Source organism: Agrobacterium sp. 22-226-1, from assembly GCF_053522345.1.
In genome coordinates this window covers 380,573-400,698 of record NZ_JBNWCP010000004.1, presented here as the reverse complement: position 1 = coordinate 400,698, position 20,126 = coordinate 380,573, and the positions used below count along the sequence as shown (strand labels likewise).

The 20,126-nt window shown below is 60.9% G+C and carries 18 protein-coding genes; 10 read left to right on the top strand and 8 right to left on the bottom strand.

Annotated elements, in window-relative coordinates:
* Window positions 1-64: 64 nt before the first annotated feature.
* The gene (hspQ, locus tag ACQZ5K_RS10035; protein ID WP_003523419.1) at window positions 65-394 is read left to right on the top strand and encodes a heat shock protein HspQ; all 330 of its coding nucleotides are present in this window, start codon (window positions 65-67) and stop codon (window positions 392-394) included.
* A gap of 92 nt (window positions 395-486) precedes the next feature.
* On the opposite strand, the gene ACQZ5K_RS10030 is transcribed toward hspQ, so the two are convergent.
* Complete coding sequence (locus tag ACQZ5K_RS10030; protein WP_003523420.1) at window positions 487-1,143, bottom strand: invasion associated locus B family protein; 657 nt, start codon at window positions 1,141-1,143, stop codon at window positions 487-489.
* A gap of 307 nt (window positions 1,144-1,450) precedes the next feature.
* Between ACQZ5K_RS10030 and ACQZ5K_RS10025 the strand changes: the two genes are divergently transcribed.
* The 5 genes from ACQZ5K_RS10025 (at window position 1,451) to ACQZ5K_RS10005 (ending at window position 6,974) form a co-directional block, all read left to right on the top strand.
* Window positions 1,451-3,298, top strand: a complete 1,848-nt coding sequence (locus ACQZ5K_RS10025; protein WP_059760270.1) for an extracellular solute-binding protein — start codon at window positions 1,451-1,453, stop codon at window positions 3,296-3,298.
* A 45-nt stretch (window positions 3,299-3,343) separates the two neighbouring features.
* Complete coding sequence (locus ACQZ5K_RS10020; protein WP_003523423.1) at window positions 3,344-4,012, top strand: DsbA family oxidoreductase; 669 nt, start codon at window positions 3,344-3,346, stop codon at window positions 4,010-4,012.
* A 51-nt stretch (window positions 4,013-4,063) separates the two neighbouring features.
* On the top strand, window positions 4,064-4,996 hold the full coding sequence (locus ACQZ5K_RS10015) for a DMT family transporter (RefSeq protein ID WP_174056941.1): 933 nt from the start codon (window positions 4,064-4,066) through the stop codon (window positions 4,994-4,996).
* A 126-nt stretch (window positions 4,997-5,122) separates the two neighbouring features.
* Window positions 5,123-5,950, top strand: coding sequence for an oxidoreductase (locus tag ACQZ5K_RS10010; protein WP_448740262.1), 828 nt, complete (start codon window positions 5,123-5,125; stop codon window positions 5,948-5,950).
* Between the two features lie 85 nt (window positions 5,951-6,035).
* Entirely contained in the window at window positions 6,036-6,974 is a 939-nt protein-coding gene (locus tag ACQZ5K_RS10005; protein WP_448740278.1) for an AraC family transcriptional regulator ligand-binding domain-containing protein, read from the top strand.
* A gap of 324 nt (window positions 6,975-7,298) precedes the next feature.
* Here the strand turns inward: ACQZ5K_RS10005 and mfd are convergent, their stop codons facing one another.
* Window positions 7,299-10,796 carry a transcription-repair coupling factor gene (gene mfd, locus ACQZ5K_RS10000; RefSeq protein WP_448740261.1) on the bottom strand — a complete coding sequence of 1,166 codons (3,498 nt, stop codon included), beginning with the start codon at window positions 10,794-10,796 and terminating at the stop codon, window positions 7,299-7,301.
* Between the two features lie 4 nt (window positions 10,797-10,800).
* Window positions 10,801-11,112, bottom strand: a complete 312-nt coding sequence (locus ACQZ5K_RS09995) for an FAD assembly factor SdhE (protein ID WP_065655165.1) — start codon at window positions 11,110-11,112, stop codon at window positions 10,801-10,803.
* Between the two features lie 398 nt (window positions 11,113-11,510).
* Here ACQZ5K_RS09995 and recG point away from each other — a divergent pair, with 398 nt between their 5' ends.
* The 4 genes from recG to ACQZ5K_RS09975 are packed head-to-tail and all read left to right on the top strand — an operon-like array spanning window position 11,511 to window position 14,593.
* Window positions 11,511-13,616, top strand: a complete 2,106-nt coding sequence (recG, locus tag ACQZ5K_RS09990; RefSeq protein ID WP_448740260.1) for an ATP-dependent DNA helicase RecG — start codon at window positions 11,511-11,513, stop codon at window positions 13,614-13,616.
* Window positions 13,617-13,628: 12 nt separating this feature from the next.
* Window positions 13,629-13,901 (top strand): hypothetical protein, encoded by a 273-nt coding sequence (locus ACQZ5K_RS09985; RefSeq protein ID WP_448740259.1) that lies wholly within the window; start codon window positions 13,629-13,631, stop codon window positions 13,899-13,901.
* Between the two features lie 54 nt (window positions 13,902-13,955).
* Complete coding sequence (locus tag ACQZ5K_RS09980; RefSeq protein ID WP_196378649.1) at window positions 13,956-14,213, top strand: type II toxin-antitoxin system Phd/YefM family antitoxin; 258 nt, start codon at window positions 13,956-13,958, stop codon at window positions 14,211-14,213.
* Complete coding sequence (locus tag ACQZ5K_RS09975; protein ID WP_448740258.1) at window positions 14,210-14,593, top strand: type II toxin-antitoxin system VapC family toxin; 384 nt, start codon at window positions 14,210-14,212, stop codon at window positions 14,591-14,593. Before ACQZ5K_RS09980 ends, ACQZ5K_RS09975 begins: the two co-directional genes overlap by 4 nt.
* Window position 14,594: 1 nt before the next feature.
* On the opposite strand, the gene ACQZ5K_RS09970 is transcribed toward ACQZ5K_RS09975, so the two are convergent.
* The 5 genes from ACQZ5K_RS09970 to ACQZ5K_RS09950 all read right to left on the bottom strand — a co-directional run bounded on the left by ACQZ5K_RS09970 (window position 14,595) and on the right by ACQZ5K_RS09950 (window position 20,028).
* Complete coding sequence (locus ACQZ5K_RS09970) at window positions 14,595-15,263, bottom strand: DUF502 domain-containing protein (protein ID WP_059760288.1); 669 nt, start codon at window positions 15,261-15,263, stop codon at window positions 14,595-14,597.
* A gap of 13 nt (window positions 15,264-15,276) precedes the next feature.
* Window positions 15,277-15,780, bottom strand: a complete 504-nt coding sequence (locus tag ACQZ5K_RS09965; RefSeq protein ID WP_448740257.1) for a GNAT family N-acetyltransferase — start codon at window positions 15,778-15,780, stop codon at window positions 15,277-15,279.
* Complete coding sequence (gene glmS, locus ACQZ5K_RS09960) at window positions 15,777-17,603, bottom strand: glutamine--fructose-6-phosphate transaminase (isomerizing) (protein WP_448740256.1); 1,827 nt, start codon at window positions 17,601-17,603, stop codon at window positions 15,777-15,779. Before glmS ends, ACQZ5K_RS09965 begins: the two co-directional genes overlap by 4 nt.
* Window positions 17,604-17,705: 102 nt before the next feature.
* Window positions 17,706-19,067, bottom strand: coding sequence for a bifunctional UDP-N-acetylglucosamine diphosphorylase/glucosamine-1-phosphate N-acetyltransferase GlmU (gene glmU, locus ACQZ5K_RS09955; RefSeq protein ID WP_448740255.1), 1,362 nt, complete (start codon window positions 19,065-19,067; stop codon window positions 17,706-17,708).
* A gap of 223 nt (window positions 19,068-19,290) precedes the next feature.
* Window positions 19,291-20,028 carry a FadR/GntR family transcriptional regulator gene (locus ACQZ5K_RS09950; RefSeq protein WP_059760295.1) on the bottom strand — a complete coding sequence of 246 codons (738 nt, stop codon included), beginning with the start codon at window positions 20,026-20,028 and terminating at the stop codon, window positions 19,291-19,293.
* Between the last annotated feature and the right edge of the window lie 98 nt (window positions 20,029-20,126).

The window sequence follows — 20,126 nt, the reverse complement described above, 5'->3', positions numbered from 1 at the left end:
AACCGCTAGGTCTTGATATTTCGCATTCCGATACCAACTAGTATTGGGAAAGGAAGTACATGCCATGAAACAAAGAAACGCAAAATTCACGCTTGGCGAAATCGTCCGCCACAAGGTGTTTCCGTTCCGCGGTGTGGTGATCGACGTGGACCCGGAATATGCCAATACCGAGGAATGGTGGAACGCCATCCCTGCGGAAATCAGGCCGGATCGCGACCAGCCCTTCTATCATCTTCTGGCCGAAAACGAGGAGACGGAATATGTCGCCTATGTTTCCGAACAGAACCTCGTCCACGACGAAAACGAGACGCCGCTCCGAAACCCCAATATCGGCCGCATCTTCGACAAGGCGCCGAACGGTGAATGGCGCCCGAAAATGTCGACGGCGCATTGACGCCCGCCAAATTTCTCCCCTCCCTCCCAGGGGCATAAAAAAACCGGTCTGTCGCCAGACCGGTTTTCCTGTTTTTGGAGCTTACGCTGCGATCAGGGCTTCGGCGCGCCCTTGGCAGCGTCCTGTGCGGCTTCCAGCTTCTTGCGGGCCTCTTCAGCCTTCTTCTGCATGCCTTCCTGCAGGCTGCGCTGGCTTTCGGCAAGCTGCGACTGGGTGATCGCCGGGCCGTCATAGGCGCCGGTGAAGCCGGAGAGCGCGATCTTGATGGGGTTCGGAGCGCGGCGGAAGTTGATGGAGGTGAAGACCACCTCGCTACCCTTCTTCAGGGAAGCGATCATCGCGTCCGTCAGCGGAACTTCGGCCGTGCACTTGTCGGGAAGGCAAACGGCGTAATCGAGCTTCTGGCCCTTGCCGCCGTCGATCTGCATCATCACGCCCGGAGGAACGAGACGCGCGGTCGGAACGGAGACCTGCAGCAGCTTGCGGTTGACCTTGCCTTCAACGGTGATGAGGCCGACGGCGGTGATCATCTGACCGTTCTGGGCAAGAACCACGTTCTGCACGACGCAGACATCGTTGTCTTCCTGCTTGGAGCAGGTCTTGAACCAGCCGAGCGGCGGAGCGCCAGCGCCCTGAGCGGCGGGAGCAGCATCCTGCGCCTGCGAGATGGCCGGAGCGGACATTGCGCCGAGAGAAAGGACCAGAGCGGACAGAGCCGTCCGGGTGAATGTGTTTGCCTTGTGCATCATAAGAGTTCCGTCTCCTGAATGTCTGCCAGAACAGAACCGCGAGGTCCTGTTCGCCGATGGCGGTATCCTTCTGCCCGTTCAACTGTCGTTTAAATGAGGCAAATGCGTGACCCGTCTCTTCCGGTCCCCCTGTTACATGCCGATCGCGGCGATATCCAGCACTTCTTTAACTTTTTCTTGAGCTGACCCAAGATTTCCCGCCGTTGCATGGGTCATGCAATGTCCGTGTGCTACATATCTGCCAGAATCATGACGATAAACCGGTCAGGTCCACATATCGGACTGACCGTTGAGACAGGATAGTGACATGCGCAACCTTGCGGCCCTCATCCCCGCATTGTTCCTTCTGGGATCATCCCTGCTTCCCGCCGGAACCGCCCTGGCACAGCCGCTTCACGGCATTTCCATGCACGGCACACCCGCCCTGCCGGCAGATTTCCGCCACCTCCCTTACGTCAATCCGGACGTAAAGAAAGGCGGCCGCATCTCCTATGGCGTCGTCGGCACCTTCGACAGCCTCAATCCCTTCGTTCTCAAGGGAATGCGCACCACCGCACGCGGCGTCTGGGACCCGGAATTCGGCAATCTTCTCTACGAACCGCTGATGCTGCGCTCCAGCGACGAGCCTTTCAGCCTTTACGGCCTGCTCGCCGAAACCGCGGAGTGGGATGAGGAGCGCAGCTTCGTCCAGTTCAACCTCAACCCGAAGGCAAAATGGTCCGATGGCGAGCCGGTGACCGCAGATGACGTGATCTTCACCTTCAACCTCCTGAAGGAAAAAGGCCGCCCACCCTTCAACACCCGTCTGGACGGCGTGGCGAAGCTGGAAAAAATCGGCGATCGCAGCGTGCGTTTCACCTTCAATGACAAGGCGAACCGCGAAACGCCGCTCATTCTCGCCTCCTCCACCCCGATCCTGCCGAAACATGCGATCGATCCGGAAAAATTCGAGCAGGCGGGCCTCGGTCCGGTCGTCGGTTCGGGTCCATACCGAATCAAAACCCTGCGGCCGGGCGAACGAATCATCTGGGAGCGGAACCCGGATTATTGGGGCAAGGATATTCCCGGCAAAGTCGGCTTCGACAATTACGACGAGATCAGCGTCACCTATTTCCTGCAGGTCACCACCATGTTCGAGGCCTTCAAGAAGGGCGATATCGACATTTATCCTGAAGGCGACGCCATCAACGGCACTTCCGATACCTCCCACTGGGGACAGGCTTACAATTTCCCGGCCGTCCATCGCGGCGATATCGTCAAGGACGTCTTCCAGCCGCGCCTGCCCACCGGCATGTTCGGCCTCGTTTTCAACACCCGCCGCGCCGTCTTCGCCGACGAAAAGGTGCGCGAGGGCCTGTCCTATGCGCTCGATTTCGAATGGATGAACAAGAACATCCTCGGCGGCTCCTTCAAGCGCACGCAGAGTTACTGGCAGAACTCCCCGCTCGGCGCCTATGGCAATGCCGCAGACGAGCGCGAGCTTGCCCTGCTTGGCGACGCGGCGAAAACCATGCCGCCGGAACTGCTGGCGGGAACCTATGCCATGCCGACCACCGATAGCACCGGCGCGGACCGCAAAGTTCTGAAAATGGCCGTCGACAAGCTGAAAGAGGCTGGCTACAGCATCAAGAACGGCAGGATGTCCGATGCCAATGGCCGTCAGCTTGCCTTCGAAATCATGACGCAGAACCCGGCGCAGGAGCGCATTGCGCTTGCCTATCAGCGTTCGCTCAACCTGATCGGCGTCGCCATGGGCATCCGCTCGGTCGATGACGGGCAATATCAGGCCCGCTCGAACAGCTTCGACTATGATATGATCATCCGCTCCCTGCCCTCCTCGCTCTCACCGGGCATGGAACAGCTCAACCGCTGGAGTTCGCTCTCGCGGGATGCGCAGGGCAGCTTCAACTATGCGGGTGCTGCAAATCCCGATATAGACCGCATGATCGAGGCCCTGCTGCAGGCAAGGTCGACGGAGGATTTTCAGGCGGCGGTGCGCGGTTACGACCGCCTTCTCGTTGCCGGCCACTATGTCATTCCGCTCTATTATATCGGCGCGCAATGGGTGGCCCGCTGGAAATATATCGACCGCCCGGATATGACGCCGATATCCGGCAATCAGAAACAGACCTGGTGGGATGCGCGGGCGCAATAAACCGCACCGCACCCATCCCCGGCAGAGAAAAGGGAAGATAAAACCATGGAACGCATCGTTATCGACGTCGTATCGGATATGGTCTGCCCGTGGTGTTATCTCGGCAAGGCAAGGCTCGATCTCGCCATTGCCGAGGTGCAGGACGAAATCAGCGTCGACGTGAACTGGCGTCCTTACCGCCTCAACCCGGATTATCCGCCTGAAGGCGTCGACCAGAAAGCCGCTCTCGAGGAAAAGCTCGGCAAGGAACGCCTCGAACAGGCGCATGCCACGCTGGTACAGCTCGGCAGGGAAGTCGGCATCAATTACGATTTCGATGCGATCAAGATCGGGCCGAACACGCTCGACGCCCATCGGCTGTCGCTCTGGGCGCATTCCGAAGGCCGCGACGTTCAGGAAAAGGTCGTCACCGCCCTGTTCAAGGCCAATTTCGAGGAAGGGCGCAACATCGGCGATCACGCGGTGCTGACCGATGTGGCCGAAAAATCCGGCATGGACGCCAAGGTCGTAGCCCGGCTTCTGGCCTCGGACGCCGACAAGGACACCGTCATCGCCGAAATTGATGCGGCGCAGCAAATGGGCGTCGCCGGCGTGCCCTTCTTCATCATCGACCAGAAATACGCCATAAGCGGTGCACAAACGCCGGATGTATTGATTGCTGCACTGCGGGATATTGCAAAAATCAAGGCGGACGAGCATAGATCGATGAACTGACGGTCAAACCACCGGCGGTTTTCATCAACTCGATTTTTCGCCGGTGTTTCCGTGTCCGACCAGACCCTGAAAGGCATTCTGCTCGCCTTTGCCGCCTTCGCTGCCTACGCCTGGAGCGATGCAAGCGTTAAACTCATAGAAGGCCAGATCTCGCCGATCGAATCGGCCTTCTTCGGCGCCCTTTTCGGCTTTGCCGCCCTGCCCTTCATCCGTAAGCGCAACGACCGCTGGGTGGATATCGTCAGAACGACGAACCGCCCTTTGTGGATCATCCGCTTTTTTGCAGCCGGGACCGGCGCAGTGGGCAGCGTGACCGCCTTCACCCATCTTTCCATGGCGGAAGCCTTCGCGCTGATCTTCCTGCTCCCTTCCTTCGTCACCATCATGTCGGTGGTGTTCCTGAAGGAACAGGTGGGCATCAAGCGCTGGTCGGCCGTCATCATCGGTTTCCTCGGCGTGCTGGTCATCCTGCGTCCGGGCTTCCGCGAACTCGGCGTCGGCCATCTCGGCGCCATCATCGGCGGCTTCAGCGGTGCACTCAGCATCGTCATCTTCCGCGCCATGGGCCCGTCGGAAAAGAATGTCTCGCTTTATGGTGCCGGTGTGCTCGGCTGTCTCACCATAAGCGGCATCGCCATGGTGCCGACTTTTGTCATGCCAGCCGGCGAGCAATGGCTGCTGCTGGCGGGATATGGCCTGCTCGGCGCGCTTGGCAACGTGCTGGTCATGTATGCCGCCCAATATGCGCCCGCCGCCATGATCGGACCGACGCAATATAGCCAGATGCTCTGGGCTATCCTGTTCGGTTACCTGATTTTCGGCGACCGTATCGACGGATGGATGCTGGTCGGCATCGCTCTCATCGTCGGCTCCGGCCTGTTGACGCTGATCCGCGAGAAACAGAGAAAGGTGCCGCTGCCCGCTTCGATCGCCGCCACTGACCAGAACGTGGCCGTTGGCATCACGCCGGAAAACCCCTCATAAGTGTGCCCCTCATAAGTTTGAAAGACGAGACCTGGCGGCTTGCACCATAAATATGGCGTGTTCCGCCACTGCGATGGCACGATGCGCGACTTATGTTGGCCCTATTCAAGAGCAAGAGGTGCCGACATGAACATACGAACCCAACCGACCGCCCTCGTTACCGGCGCGTCATCCGGCATGGGCAAAAGCATCGCCAAACGCCTGATCGCCGATGGCTATCTCGTCTATGTCGCCGCGCGCAGCATCGACAGGATGACGGACCTGGAAAAGCTTGGCGCGATTGCGCTGCGCATGGACATCTCAAGCGACGAGGACATCGTCGCCGCTGTTGCCGCGATTACCGCACGATCCGGTGGCGTCGATGTGCTGGTGAACAATGCCGGCTACGGGCTCTACGGCCCCGTCGAGGAGATTCCGCTCGACGAGGCGCGCTACCAGTTCGAGGTCAACGTCTTCGGCACTGCGCGTCTGACACAGCTCCTTATGCCGGCCATGCGCGCAAGGGGCAAAGGCACCATCGTCAACATCACCTCGATGGGCGGCAAAATCTACACCGTTCTGGGTGCCTGGTATCACGCGACCAAACACGCGCTGGAAGGCTGGTCGGACAGTCTGCGGCTGGAAGCCGAGCCATTCGGCATCCGCGTCGTGGTGGTCGAGCCGGGCCTGATCGAGACCGGTTTCGGCGCTGCCGCAGCGCAGGGTCTCCTCGAACGCTCGGCAACCGGCCCTTATGCGAAGATGGCGCAGAGCGTTGCGGCTTCCATGGACCGAAGCTACGGTAAGGGTATGGGCACCGATCCCGAGGTCATTGCCGACGTGGTGAGCAAGGCGGTCAGGTCCGCCCGCCCGAAGACACGTTATGCGGCCGGCAAATACGCCCGGCTGATGATCGGCGTGCGCAAATGGTTCGGCGACCGGGCCTTCGACAGGCTGATCAGAAGCCAGATGTAGAAAGAAGGCCGGAGGTCGGATCATGAGCAGGGATTTGAGCGACAGGTGCAGGCTGCCCCAGGCTTTCTGGCGGGCGGCGGAGCGTATGGGGCTGCCCGCTCCGGCCCTGCTGCGGCAGGCGAAGCTTCCCGCAACGCTGCACATCGCTCCGGATGCATGGTTGACCACGGCGCAATATTTCGACCTGTGGCGGGCGGTCGAGGCCCTGTCGCAGGATTCGGCCATCGGCCTCCGGATGACGGTCGAGACAGACACGGCGATGCATCCACCCGCCACCATGTCAGCCTTCTTCGCCCGCGACTATCGCGACGGGCTGCACCGGCTGGCCCGCTTCAAGCGACTGTGCACCCCGGAAGAGCTTTCGGTAACGGAAAGCGGCGGCGAGGCCCGGATCGCCGTAAGATGGTTGCACACTGACGAGGCCGAGCCGGACGCTGCGGCCGACGTCACTTTCGCCGCCCTTCTGGAACTGGGGCGGCGGGGCACCGGCAGACATGTCACCCCGGTTCGGGTGGAGATGATTCGCCATGGACCTGTTTCCGACGTCCATCGGAGTTATTTCGACGCACCCATCCGCACCGGCTGCCCGCAGAATGCCATGGTGCTGAAACGCGACGATCTCGATCTTCCATTCGCCGGGCATAATCCCGAACTGCTGGCTATACTGGAGCCCGCGCTTGCGACCTCCCTTGGCGAGATCGAGGCGCAATCCTCGCTGCCGGAGCAGGTCAAGATTCTGATCAAACGCCGCATCGCAAGCGGCAAGCCGGAGATTTCCGAGGTGGCGCGCGAACTCGGCATGAGCGAAAGAACCCTGCAGCGTCGTATCACCGAACAGGGATCGAACTATCGAGCGCTCATTGAGCAGGCGCGGCAGGAACTCGGCCGCGACCTGCTTTCAGACAAACGCAATGGAATTGAAGAGATTGCCTTCCTGCTGGGTTTCCAGGACACAGGCTCGTTCTATCGGGCGTTTCGAACCTGGGAAGGCGTGACACCAGCCCAGTGGCGAGGGATGCACTGACATTGAACAGAGCGCCGCGAGCGACCGGCCAAAGGCCGGAAGCTGCGTTTTGCTTTCCGCGTCGGTGTTGGCTTTGGGGAGGTTGTCCATTGACAGCGGACCGATGCGCATAGGGCTTTACCCCCCTCTGCCCTGCCGGGCATCTCCCCCTCAAGGGGGAGATCGATCTGCGGCAAGGTCTCGCCCACCTTGAAGCTTACGCGTGAAACGATGGTAGCGCCTCTTGCCGATCTCCCCCCTTGAGGGGGAGATGCCCGGCAGGGCAGAGGGGGGTAAAGCCCCACGCGCATCGGTCCGCTATGGATCGGCAACCTCTCGAAAGTGTCAGGAACGCGCCAGCTCCGCCAGCTGTGTCATGACCATCGCCGCACCCGCCAGCCGCTTTTCCGGCGTCGGCAGGTCGCGGGTCAGGAACAGGCTGTGATCGGGGCGGATCTTCGCCATCGTGCCCTGCTTGCCGATATAGGCGACAAGCGCTGCCGGGTTCGGGAATTCCTTGTTGCGGAACTGCACGACCACGCCCTTCGGCCCGGCATCCACCTTCTCGACATTGGCGGTGCGGCAGAGCGACTTGATGTAGACGATCTTGAGGAGATGCTGCACCTCTTTCGGCAACGGGCCGAAACGGTCGATCATTTCCGCACCGAAACCATCGATCTCGCTGATATCCGCAAGCTCGCCGAGACGGCGGTAAAGACCCATGCGCAGATGCAGATCCGGAACATAATCCTCCGGGATCATGACAGAGGTGCCGACCGAGATTTGCGGCGACCAGCCGCTATCCTGCACCTGCTCGTCACCCTTCACTTCGGCAACCGCCTCTTCCAGCATCTGCTGGTAAAGCTCGAAACCGACTTCCTTGATATGGCCGGACTGTTCCTCGCCGAGCAGATTGCCCGCACCGCGAATATCGAGGTCGTGGCTCGCCAGCTGGAAGCCGGCGCCCAGCGTATCGAGCGATTGCAGCACCTTCAGCCGCCGCTCCGCCATGGTCGTCAGCACCTTGTTGACCGGCAGGGTGAAGAGCGCAAAGGCGCGCACCTTGGAGCGTCCGACACGGCCGCGCAGCTGGTAAAGCTGGGCGAGGCCGAACATGTCGGCGCGGTGCACGATCAGCGTATTGGCGGTCGGCACATCGAGGCCGGATTCGACGATGGTGGTCGACAGCAGCACATCATATTTGCCGTCATAAAAGGCGTTCATGATGTCTTCCAGTTCGCCGGCCGGCATCTGCCCATGCGCCACCGCCACCTTCAGTTCCGGCACATCCGATTGCAGGAAAGCGTGAATATCGGCAAGATCGGCAAGGCGCGGGCAGACGTAAAAACTCTGGCCGCCGCGATAATGTTCGCGCATCAACGTTTCGCGGATCACCAGCGGATCGAAGGGCGAAATGAAGGTGCGCACCGCCATGCGGTCCACCGGCGGCGTGGTGATGAGCGACAATTCGCGAACACCGGTCATGGCAAGCTGCAAGGTGCGCGGAATAGGCGTCGCGGAGAGCGTCAGCACATGCACGTCACTCTTCAGCTCCTTCAGCCGCTCCTTGTGCTTCACGCCGAAATGCTGCTCTTCGTCGATGATGAGCAGGCCGAGATTGGCGAAGCTGATGCCCGCGCCGAGCAGCGCATGGGTGCCGACGACGATATCCGTCTTTCCGTCCGCCACTTCCTTTTTCGTCAGCGTCAGTTCCTTGGAGCCCACGAGGCGCGAAGCCTGCTGCACCCGGATCGGCAACCCACGGAAACGTTCCGAGAAGGTGCGGAAATGCTGGCGGGAAAGCAGCGTGGTCGGCACCACCACCGCCACCTGCACGCCATTCATGGCGGCGAGGAACGCGGCGCGAAGCGCCACTTCGGTCTTGCCGAAACCGACATCGCCGCAGATCAGGCGATCCATCGGCCGGCCGGCCCCCAGATCCTCGCGGATGGACTCAATCGCGTTCAACTGGTCTTCCGTCTCGTCATAGGGGAAACGGGCGGCGAATTCGTCGTAAAGCCCATCCGGCGCCGTCAGCACCGGCGCATGGCGCACCAGGCGCGCCGCCGCAATGCGGATAAGCTCGTCGGCCATATCCAGCAGGCGTTTCTTGAGCTTGGCCTTGCGCATCTGCCATGCGCCGCCGCCAAGCTTGTCCAGCTGCGCTTCCGCCGCATCCGAACCGTAACGCGACAGAAGATCGATGTTTTCAACCGGCAGGAACAGCTTGGCGTCATCGGCATAATGCAGTTCCAGACAGGCCCGCGGCGCACCCGCCGCCTCGATTGTCCGCAGGCCGACGAAGCGGCCGATGCCATGTTCGGCATGGACGACCAGTGAGCCCTCATCCAGCCCCGCCACTTCCGAGATGAAATCCGCGCCGCGCTTGCGGCGCTTGGAGCGGCGCACCATGCGGTCGCCGAGAATATCCTGCTCGCCGATAACGGCCAGCGTTCCGGTCTCGAACCCGGCCTCAAGGCTCAGAACCGCCGAGGCCGCCTCGCCCTTGCCAAGCTTCTCCACCTCTTTCAGCGAGGTAACCGGCTTGATCTTTTCAAGCCCGTGCTCGTTCAGCACCTGCAACAAGCGGTCGAGCGAACCTTCCGACCAGCCGGTGATCAGCACCTTCCAGCCCCTGGCGCGGCGTTCGGCAATGTGCTTTACCGCCAGATCGAAAACATTGACCCGCTCATCGCTCTCGCCCTCGGTTGGCGGGCGCGCCCAGCGCGGACCGACATGGGCATCGAGCGTCGCGACCGGGCGGCCTTCGCTGTCCTGCTCGTTGAAGGGCGTCAGACGTACCGCATTGACGGCAGCCAGTGCGGCATCGAAGCTCTTGCCGTCGAGATAAAGCTGGCCGGGCGAAACCGGCTTATAGGGCGCGCCCTGCGTTGAGCCCTTGGTTTCGCCGGAGCTGCGGCGCGCATCGTAATAATCGAGCACCAGCTTGGAGCGCTCTTTCGCCGCCTCCCGCGCCGTATGGTCGGTGACGATGCGGAAATCCTTCAGATAATCGAAGGCGGTCTCCAGCTGCTCGTAAAACAGCGGCAGCCAATGCTCCATGCCGGCATAACGGCGGCCTTCGGAGACGGCCTGATAAAGCGCGTCGTCGCGGGTCGCCGCACCGAACAGCGACAGGTAGTTCTTGCGGAACCGGCTGATCGTATCCGGCGTCAACGTCACTTCGCTCATCGGGTTCAGATCGAGCGAGCGCGCCTGACCGATGGTGCGCTGGCTGGCCGGATCGAAGGTGCGGATGCTTTCCAGCGTATCGCCGAAGAAATCGAGCCGCACCGGCTCTTCGGTGCCCGGCACGAAGACGTCGAGAATGCCGCCGCGCACGGCGAATTCGCCCACTTCGCGCACCGTCGCCACCCGGTCGAAACCGTTGCGCTCCAGCCGCGCGGCAATCTCCTCCATGCGGATCTGGTTGCCGGGTTTGGCAGAAAAGCCGAGACTCTCGATAATGTCGCGCGGCGCCATCTTCTGCAGCATGGCGTTGACGGTGACCAGCACGATGGCCGGATGCGGTTTCTTCGCGTGGGCGATGAGACCGGAGAGCGCCGCCAGCCGGCGCGCCGAGGTGTCAGCGCTCGGTGACACGCGGTCATAGGGAAGGCAGTCCCAGGCGGGCAGCGTCATCACCGGAATATCCGGCGCGACGAAACCGAGAATCTGTTCGAGATCGGCGACCCGCTGGCCATCCGACATCACATAGGCGACCGACGTGCCGGCCCGCGCCATATCGGCAAGCAAAAGGGCTTCCATGCCGGAAGGCACGTTTCCGATGGTCAGCGGCGTATCGGCCGACGACACCAGCTTTGCATCGAATCCGGCTATCATATTCTCACGCTTTCAGGGTGTCAGTGGTGACGAGATCGAAATCGGGACGGTAGGAGGCGATCTTCTCGAACAGCGGGGTCTGGAATTTTTCCGGTATGGCAAGGGCGCCGGTCACCATCTTGACGAGGTCGTTATCCTCTTCCGCCATGATGACTTCCAACTCGTCGAGCTGATCGTCGGAAAGCCCGGCAATATTGTCTTCCGCGAATTGCCCGAGCACCAGATCCATCTCGCGAATGCCCCGATGCCAGCAGCGGTAAAGAATCCGCCGGCGTCTCGGATCGAGGTCGGCACTCGTGCGCACCAGTCCAGTCATCGCATTTTCCTTCCCGTATCGGTTTGCAGCGCATGATTTCACCTGACACGCCATCCACCCCCCTCATTCCTGTGCTCGTCACAGGAATCCAGCCGACGCGCGTCGGCGCGGCGGAGAGACTCCTTTCAGCCCAAGGACTTGGGCTGGCTGGATCCCTGTGACAAGCACAGGGATGAGGGAGAGGTGAGCGTCACGGAAAACAGCAGGCTTCGAACTTGCAACCTGCTGCTCAATCTTTGTGCCGTCCATTACGACCTCCTATAGAACAGGAGGCGAACGCTTGGGAACCGGTTTTTATCGAAATAATGCCACGGCGGTGAAAATCTGCCGGTGATAACCCGCCTTTGTGGCCACCGAAGTCTTGCATAAGCCGCCCCCTTCCCCGATTTTGCTGACCCATGCGCCCGGCCATTCTCGATCCGCTGTTTGCCTCCGTCTCCACCCTTGCCGGTGTGGGGCCGAAACTTGCCGATCTTCTGGCTAAGCTCCTCAGTCGGGAAAGTGCCGACGACACCCGCGTCATCGATCTCCTCTTCCACGCGCCATCCAACGTCATCGACCGCCGCAACCGCCCCGGCATTGCGCTGGCAGCACCCGGCGCCATTGTCACCATTCAGGGACGTGTCGACCGCCACCAGCCGCCACCGCCGGGAAACCGTAATGCGCCCTATCGCGTCTTCCTGCATGACGAGACCGGCGAACTGGCGCTGACCTTCTTCCGCGCCAAGGGCGACTGGCTGTCCAAGGCCCTGCCCGTTGATGAAGAGGTTCTCGTCAGCGGCAAGGTGGACTGGTTCAACGGCCGCGCCTCCATGGTGCATCCGGATTTCATGGTGAAGCTTTCCGAGGCGGAAAACCTGCCTTTGGTGGAAGCCGTTTATCCCATGACCGCCGGGCTGTCTGCCAAGGTGCTGCGCAAGGCGATCGAAGGCGGGCTTTCAAAGCTGCCGGTCTTTCCCGAATGGATCGACGAGACACTGAAGACGAGGCAGGGTTTCGGCGATGTCGCCTCAAGCTTCCGCGAATTGCACGACCCACGCGACAGCGCCGATATCGAACCGCAGGCCCCGGCGCGCAGGCGGCTTGCCTATGACGAATTCCTCGCCGGGCAGCTGTCACTGGCGCTGGTGCGCCAGCGGCTGCGCAAGGTGGCGGGCCAGCCGATCCGCGCCAAGGGTGATGTCACCGCAAAAATCCTGTCGCAACTGCCATTCTCGCTGACGGCGAGCCAGAGCGCTGCGGTGAAAGATATCCTGACCGACATGGCCGGCGAAGACCGCATGTTACGCCTGCTGCAGGGCGATGTCGGTGCGGGCAAGACTCTGGTGGCGCTGATGGCCATGGCAACAGCGGTGGAGGCCGGCGGACAGGCGGTGCTGATGGCACCGACCGAAATCCTTGCCCGGCAGCATTACGCCACCATCTCCAAACTCGCTCAGGCAGCAGGCATCACCGTCGAAGTGCTGACCGGCCGCACCAAGGGCAAGGAGCGCCGCGAGATCGAGGAGCGCGTCGCTTCCGGCGAAGCGCAGATCGTCATTGGCACCCATGCGCTGTTTCAGGACAGCGTGAGTTACAGGAACCTCGTGCTGGCAGTGGTGGACGAGCAGCATCGCTTCGGTGTGCACCAGCGCCTGCGCCTCACCGCCAAGGGCATCACGCCGCATATGCTGGTCATGACCGCCACGCCTATTCCGCGCACGCTGGTTCTGGCCGCTTTCGGCGATATGGATGTCTCCAAGCTCACCGAAAAACCGGCCGGCCGCAAGCCCATCCAGACCGTGACGATCCCCACTGAGCGGATCGGCGACATCGTGGAACGACTGCGCGCGGCGCTGAAGGAAGGCAAGAAAGCCTACTGGATCTGCCCGCTGGTGGAGGAAACGGAAGAATCCGACCTGATGTCGGCGGAGGAGCGGCATGCGGTTCTCTCGCAGATGCTCGGCGCCAATATCGGCCTCATCCACGGCCGCATGAGCGGCCCGGAGAAGGATGCGGCCATGCTTGCCTTCAAGAACGGCGAAACCCGGCTGCTGGTGGCGACGACCGTGGTGGAAGTCGGGGTCGACGTGCCGGATGCAACCATCATGGTCATCGAACACGCCGAGCGTTTCGGCCTCGCCCAGCTTCACCAGCTGCGCGGCCGTGTGGGCCGCGGCGACGAGGCCTCCACCTGCATCCTGCTCTATAAAGGCCCACTCAGCGAAAACGGCCGCGCCCGGCTTTCCATCCTGCGCGACAGCGAGGATGGCTTCCTGATCGCCGAGGAGGATTTGAAGCTGCGCGGTGAAGGCGAACTCCTCGGCACCCGCCAGTCCGGCACGCCGGGCTTCCGCATCGCCAGCCTCGAGGCCCATGCCGATCTTCTGGAAATCGCCCGCAAAGACGCAGCCTACGTCATCGAGCGCGACCCGGAACTGACCGGCCCGCGCGGCGAGAGCCTGCGCACCCTGCTCTATCTGCACCGCCGCGACGAAGCGATTCGTTTCCTGCACGCTGGCTGAAAGTGAACGCCCATGAACATGATCGACCCGCGCCGCCCGCCACCCGCCTTCCGCAAGGGATACGCGCTGTGCTCGCCGCAGAACATCCTGCAACCCGAGACATTTGCGAAGAGCGCGAAAAAGGCGATTGGCAAGGCTTTCAAAAAGCCCGGTCGCAAAAAGGCTTGGGCGGAGGCACTGGAACAGGGCTGGAGCGTGCGCCTTGTCTATATGCGGCTTTTCGTTCCCGTGTTCCACGCCACGAGCACTGGCACGGAAGTGGAGGATCTGGACGACGAGGATTGATATGGTCCATTGAATGGACTAATATAATACTAACTTTAACGCCCGAGGTTAGCCGTGCAGATATCCGTGACGGATGCAAAAAGTCAGCTTACCGAACTGGTGCGCCGCGCCGAAGCCGGTGATGAGGTCATTCTCACCCGTCATGGCCACGCCGCCGTGCGGCTGGTTCCGGTCACTGCCGTGGCGGATAAAACATCCCGCAGGGCCGCGCTCGAAAAAGTGCGCGCGACTGTCGTCAACAAAGCCGATGATGGACCGGATGCCGCGCATAGTCAGGATTTTCTCTATGACGAGCACGGCCTTCCGAAATGATCGTTATCGATACGTCGGCTCTGATGGCGATCCTGCTTGATGAACCCAAAGCGGATGCCTGCGCCGCAGCTCTCGAAACGGATGAACCTCTGCTCATTTCCGCCGGTACGCTTGCGGAGGCCGTGATCGTGGCGCAGCGGCGCGACCGCAGCCGGGAACTGGAGATGCTGATCGAAGGTCTGAGCGCCGAAATCAGACCAGTTACCCCCAAATCGGCGCGTGGCGTTTCCGAAGCTTACCGCATCTGGGGCAAGGGCATTCATCCCGCCGGACTGAATTTCGGCGACTGCTTTGCCTACGAGTTGGCGAAAACCGAGGGTTGCCCTTTGCTTTATGTCGGCAACGACTTTTCTCAGACGGACATTCTCGGCGTTATCTAGCTCAAACCGGCGCGATCATCTTCGGCGGCTTGAAATCCGGGGCCACCAGACCGCCGGATATCAGCAGTTTCGCTGCATCCTCCGGCGTCATGTCCAGCATGACGATCTTGTCTTTCGGCACGAACAGCAGGAAGCCAGCCGTCGGCACCGGTGTCGGCGGCAGGAAGACGGCGACCATCTGCTGGCCCATTTCATTGAAACGATGGGCAAGCTCGCCCTTGGCCTCGGAGGCGACGAACACCATCGCCCAGGTGCCGGATGACGGAAATTCGATCAGGCCGACCTTCTTGAAGGAGTTCGAATGCTCCTTGAGGACGGATTCGAACAGCTGCTTGATGCTCTTGTAGATCGGCCGCACCAGCGGCATGCGGTTGAGGATGGATTCGCCAACGCCGAAAATCCATTTGCCGATGAGGTTATTACCGAGAAAGCCGATGAGGGTGATGCCGATGACGGCGATCAGCAGGCCAAAACCAGGAATAGCCACATCGAAATATTGCTCGGGATCGTAACGGGCCGGAATATAGGGCTTCACCCAGCTATCGGCCCATTGCAGGAAGCTCCACACCAGCCACATGGTGATGGTGACGGGCGCGAGGATCAGAACGCCCGTGAGGAAACTATTGCGCAGGCGGGCTGCGAATGAAATTTTGACTGGAATATCGGTCATTTACCGTTCGGAATTAAGCGTTGTCGCCATCGAAACCCGGATGAAAACCGACAATGCCGGATGGAGTTCCACCATGCAAGCGCAGGGCCAACAAATATTTGTCAGGAATGCCTTTGCTGTGCAGGCCGTCGAAACGCTCAAATCCAAATCGGCCGTAATAGGCAGGACTACCCGCCAGAATGCATCCGGCCGCTTCGAGCCGGTCCAGCGTTGAAAGCCCCTCATGCACGAGGCGCGATCCAATGCCTTGACCTTGCCTCTCCGGAAAGACCGAAATCGGGCCGAGAGCAAACCAGCGGCCTTCCGAATCCGAGATGGTGACCGGCGAAAAAGCGATATGACCGACGATCTGCCCGCCATCCTCCGCCACCAGAGAAACGGTGAGCGCATCCGCATTGCGCAGTCTGCCGACGATCAGGTGTTCGGTCTGGTCGCTAAATGGCATATCCCGGAACGCCGCTTCCGTCAGCGCTCCGATCGCCTCTTCATCGCCCTGCCGCTCCGGCCTGAGGATCATTCGACGGTCACCGATTTCGCCAGATTGCGCGGCTGGTCCACATCCGTGCCCATGAAGACGGCGGTGTGATAGGCGAGCAGCTGGATCGGCAGCGAGAAGACCATCGGCGCAATAAGCTCGTCGACATTGGGCAGCGTGATCGTCGCCATGGTGTCGAGCCTGGAAGCGGCAGCCCCCTTCTCATCGGTGATGAAGATGATGCGGCCGCCGCGCGCGGCGACCTCCTGCATGTTCGAAACGGTCTTTTCGAAGAAACGATCATGCGGCGCGATGACGATGACCGGCATGTTCTCGTCGATCAGCGCGATAGGCCCATGCTTCAGCTCGCCGGCGGCATAACCCTCGGCGTGGATATAGGAGATTTCCTTGAGCTTCAGCGCGCCTTCCAGCGCCAGCGGGAAGCTGGTGCCGCGGCCGAGATAAAGCACATCCTTGAAACGCGACAGATCGCGCGACAGCGCTTCGATCTGCGGCTGGATGCTGTTGAGAACCTTGCTCATGATACGCGGCATCTCGGTGAGATGGCGAACCAGTTCGGTTTCCTGCTGGAGCGTGACCGTACCGCGCGCTTTTCCGGCGGCAACGGCAAGCGAAGCGAGCACGGCAAGCTGGCAGGTGAAGGCCTTGGTGGAGGCGACGCCGATTTCCGGACCGGCAAGGATCGGGAAGATCGCATCGGATTCGCGCGCCATGGTGGATTCACGCGTGTTGACCACCGCGCCGATCTTCAGCCCTTCCTGCTGGCAATAACGCAGGGCCGCCAGCGTATCGGCGGTTTCGCCGGATTGCGAAATGAACAGCGCAGCCTGCGTGGGAACGAGCGGGATTTCGCGGTAACGGAATTCCGAGGCGACATCGATTTCCACCGGCAGACGGGCATAACGCTCGAACCAGTATTTGCCGATCAGGCCGGACAGATAGGCGGTGCCGCAGGCGGAAATGGCAAGACCGGAAAGCTTGGCGAAATCGATGGCCGTGTCGGCCCGCTTCACGGTTTTCGAGGCAAAATCCACGTAATGGCTGAGCGCATGGGAAATGACTTCCGGCTGCTCGTAGATTTCCTTTTCCATGAAGTGGCGATGGTTGCCCTTGTCGACCACATAGGCGGTCGCCTGCGAAATCTGACGCTCGCGCTTCACCGACTTGCCGGAGAAATCGATGATTTCCGCACCCTGCCGGGTCACGATGGCGCAGTCGCCATCCACCAGATAGGTGATCTCGTTGGTGAAGGGTGACAGCGCGATGGCGTCGGAACCAAGGAACATTTCGCCCCGACCGTAACCAACGGCAAGCGGCGGGCCGGAGCGCGCCGAGAGAAGCGTGCCGGGATCGTCCTTGAACATCACCACCAGCGCATAGGCGCCCGTCACGCGGTTCAGCATCTTCAGCATCGCCTCGCGATGGCCGAGACCCTCGCGGGTATATTTCGCCAGAAGCTGCGCCACCACTTCGGTATCGGTCTGGGTGGTGAAGCTCGCGCCTCCGGCGGTCAGTTCTTCACGTAGTTCCGCGAAGTTTTCGATGATGCCATTATGGACGACGGCGACGCCGTCGACGAAATGCGGATGGGCATTGGTTTCGTTCGGAACGCCATGGGTCGCCCAGCGGGTGTGAGCGATGCCGACCACGCCCGGCAGTGGCTCTTCCGAAAGCCTTTTCTCCAGATTGAACAGCTTTCCTTCCGCCCGGCGACGGTCCATCGCGCCATTGTCGATCGTTGCAACTCCGGCTGAATCGTAGCCACGATATTCGAGACGCTTCAGCGCATCGACAAGCCGTTCAGCAACGGGCTGGGTTCCGACAATTCCGACAATTCCGCACATATATTTCTCCAGACGGCGATCTCTTCGCCGAAACTACTAACCGTTCCCGAACAATCCGCAATTATGGCGCCGGTCACTTTCGGTATCGTTTGGTAACGTCCGTCAGGACTTCTTTTTAATCGCTTCCTTCAGTGCTTTTGCCCGCTCGCGCACCACCGTCGCGCGACCGGGTTTCACCTCCTGCCGTGCGCGCCCGAAAGCCAGCGCATCTTCAGGCACGTCATCAGTAATGACGCTGCCGGAAGCGATATAGGCACCTTCGCCAATGGTGACAGGTGCAACCAGCGACGAGTTCGAGCCAATGAAGCTGTTGGCGCCAATGTGCGTCTCAGCCTTGTTGTAGCCGTCGTAATTGCAGGTGATGGTGCCCGCACCGATATTGCTGCCAGCGCCGATGAATGCATCGCCGATATAGGTCAGATGGTTGACCTTGGCGCCCTCACCGATCTCCGCCTTCTTGACCTCGCAGAAATTGCCCACCTTGGCGTTAGCGTGCAGGTTCGCGCCCGGACGCAGCCGCGCATAGGGGCCGACGGCTGCGCCTTCGGCGACATGCGCCCCTTCCAGATGCGAAAACGCATGGATGATGGCGCCCGGCTCGATGGTGACGCCGGGACCGATGACGACATTCGGTTCGATCAAAACGTCCTGACCGATCTTGGTGTCATAGGAGAGGAAGACGGTTTCGGGCGCAATCATCGAAACGCCATCCACCATCAGTTCGTGGCGACGGCGTTCCTGCCAGAGCTTCTCGATAAAGGCCAGTTCGGCGCGGTTGTTGCAGCCGACCAGTTCCGTTTCGGGCGCATCGATGGCGACGGCGCGGCGGCCGAGGGAACGGGCGATTTCGACCACATCGGTCAGATAATATTCGCCTTTCACATTGCTGTTGCCGATCCGGTCGAGCAGGTCCAGCGCGTTGCGGCCGTTGATGGCCATCAATCCGCTATTGCACCAGGTGACCTTACGCTCCGCATCGGTCGCGTCCTTCTCCTCGCGGATAGCGACAAGTTCTCCATCCTTGACCAGAAGCCGGCCGTAACCGGTCGGGCGGTCGGTATGGAAACCGATGACGGCAACATCCGCGCCGGCGGCAATCGCCTCACGCGCCCGGTCGAGCGTTGCAGACGTGATGAGCGGTACATCGCCATAGGCAACGATGAGATCGTCGAAACCGCGTTCGATGGCTGCGCGTGCGGCAAGAACCGCATGGCCGGTGCCCTTGCGTTCCGTCTGCAGGAAAGCTTCGACCTGAAGACCCTTCATGCTTGCGGCAGCAGCGACATTGTCGGCATCGCGCCCGACCACCAGCGCCACCGTGCCGACGCCAGATCCAGCCACCGCCTCAACCACATGGCTGATCATCGGACGCCCGGCGACCGGATGCAGCACCTTGGATTTCGACGATTTCATGCGCGTGCTGTCGCCCGCTGCGAGAATAACGGCTAGAGAGCTGCGCTCCATAAGACCTCCAACACCCGGTCACCGGCCGCGGCGCGGCCAGGACGGCGGCATATGTTTGACTTCACGCCGTCCGGCAAAACGAACGGGCGCATCGGTAATTTCATTCCGGAATTGCTATAACGGCGGCCCACTTAAGAAACCATGCAAATCTGCACCAAATTTCCGCACCGATTTTCATCAAACGTGATTGGAACGGGATCGCATCCCGCTCCCGCGGTGTGATTTATCGCCGGGGGTTGCGGGCGGTGAATTCCAGCACCTGCTGGCGGCCGTTTTCGATCAGCCTTTCCATCTCGCGGCGCGCTGCGGCCTCATCGCGCAGGCGAAACGCCTCCACGAGCCGCAGGTGGGAGGCGGAGACGTCGGAAATCTCATTGGGATCGGTTTCCGGGTTGCTCATCCGGAAAATGCCCACCAGAGCCGCCTTTATCAGCGAACCGACGGTGCGCATGAACGGATTGCCGGACATTTCAGTGATGAGGACATGGAAATTCATATCCGCAAGCGCGCGCTTTTCCTTGGAATAGGCCGTATTGCCCATCTCGTTGGCATAAGCGGCGAGCTTGGCGATATCGGCGTCCTTTGCCCTGATGGCGGCAAGCCCCGCGCCATAAGGCTCGAAAGCCTGACGGATATCGTAAAGATGCAGCAGAAATTCGTCGCTGACGCCCGCCTCGAAATGCCAGAGCAGCACTTCGCTGTCGAACATGTTCCAGCTTTCGCGCTCCGTCACCCGGGTGCCGATACGCGCCTTGGGGGAAATCATGCCCTTGGCGGTCAGCGTCTTCATCGCTTCGCGCAGCACTGTGCGCGATACTTTCAGCCGCTCCATCAGCTCGGCATCGCCCGGCAGGATATCACCCGTCTTGAAGGTGCCGGACACGATATCGAGGCCGAGCTTGTGAACGACCTGTGCATGATTTGTCCGCAGCTTTCGAAAACCGATAGCCGCATCGAGCATTCCGCGCTGCAAGTGCCATGTCCTTCCGTTCGGTTGGCGATCTTAAAAATCGCGCCAGACGTGTATATCTCAAGTCAGAATATAGTGAAAAACATCAA

Excerpts from the sequence above, each read along its gene's own strand:
- ACQZ5K_RS09970 (WP_059760288.1), bottom strand. The coding sequence starts at position 15,263 with ATGACCGATATTCCAGTCAAAATTTCATTCGCAGCCCGCCTGCGCAAT.
- ACQZ5K_RS10025 (WP_059760270.1), top strand. The coding sequence starts at position 1,451 with ATGCGCAACCTTGCGGCCCTCATCCCCGCATTGTTCCTTCTGGGATCA.
- ACQZ5K_RS09975 (WP_448740258.1), top strand. The coding sequence starts at position 14,210 with ATGATCGTTATCGATACGTCGGCTCTGATGGCGATCCTGCTTGATGAA.
- mfd (WP_448740261.1), bottom strand. The coding sequence starts at position 10,796 with ATGATAGCCGGATTCGATGCAAAGCTGGTGTCGTCGGCCGATACGCCG.
- glmU (WP_448740255.1), bottom strand. The coding sequence starts at position 19,067 with ATGGAGCGCAGCTCTCTAGCCGTTATTCTCGCAGCGGGCGACAGCACG.
- ACQZ5K_RS09950 (WP_059760295.1), bottom strand. The coding sequence starts at position 20,028 with ATGCTCGATGCGGCTATCGGTTTTCGAAAGCTGCGGACAAATCATGCA.
- glmS (WP_448740256.1), bottom strand. The coding sequence starts at position 17,603 with ATGTGCGGAATTGTCGGAATTGTCGGAACCCAGCCCGTTGCTGAACGG.
- ACQZ5K_RS09985 (WP_448740259.1), top strand. The coding sequence starts at position 13,629 with ATGAACATGATCGACCCGCGCCGCCCGCCACCCGCCTTCCGCAAGGGA.
- hspQ (WP_003523419.1), top strand. The coding sequence starts at position 65 with ATGAAACAAAGAAACGCAAAATTCACGCTTGGCGAAATCGTCCGCCAC.
- ACQZ5K_RS10005 (WP_448740278.1), top strand. The coding sequence starts at position 6,036 with ATGGGGCTGCCCGCTCCGGCCCTGCTGCGGCAGGCGAAGCTTCCCGCA.
- ACQZ5K_RS10020 (WP_003523423.1), top strand. The coding sequence starts at position 3,344 with ATGGAACGCATCGTTATCGACGTCGTATCGGATATGGTCTGCCCGTGG.
- ACQZ5K_RS09995 (WP_065655165.1), bottom strand. The coding sequence starts at position 11,112 with ATGACTGGACTGGTGCGCACGAGTGCCGACCTCGATCCGAGACGCCGG.
- recG (WP_448740260.1), top strand. The coding sequence starts at position 11,511 with ATGCGCCCGGCCATTCTCGATCCGCTGTTTGCCTCCGTCTCCACCCTT.
- ACQZ5K_RS09965 (WP_448740257.1), bottom strand. The coding sequence starts at position 15,780 with ATGATCCTCAGGCCGGAGCGGCAGGGCGATGAAGAGGCGATCGGAGCG.
- ACQZ5K_RS10030 (WP_003523420.1), bottom strand. The coding sequence starts at position 1,143 with ATGATGCACAAGGCAAACACATTCACCCGGACGGCTCTGTCCGCTCTG.
- ACQZ5K_RS10010 (WP_448740262.1), top strand. The coding sequence starts at position 5,123 with ATGAACATACGAACCCAACCGACCGCCCTCGTTACCGGCGCGTCATCC.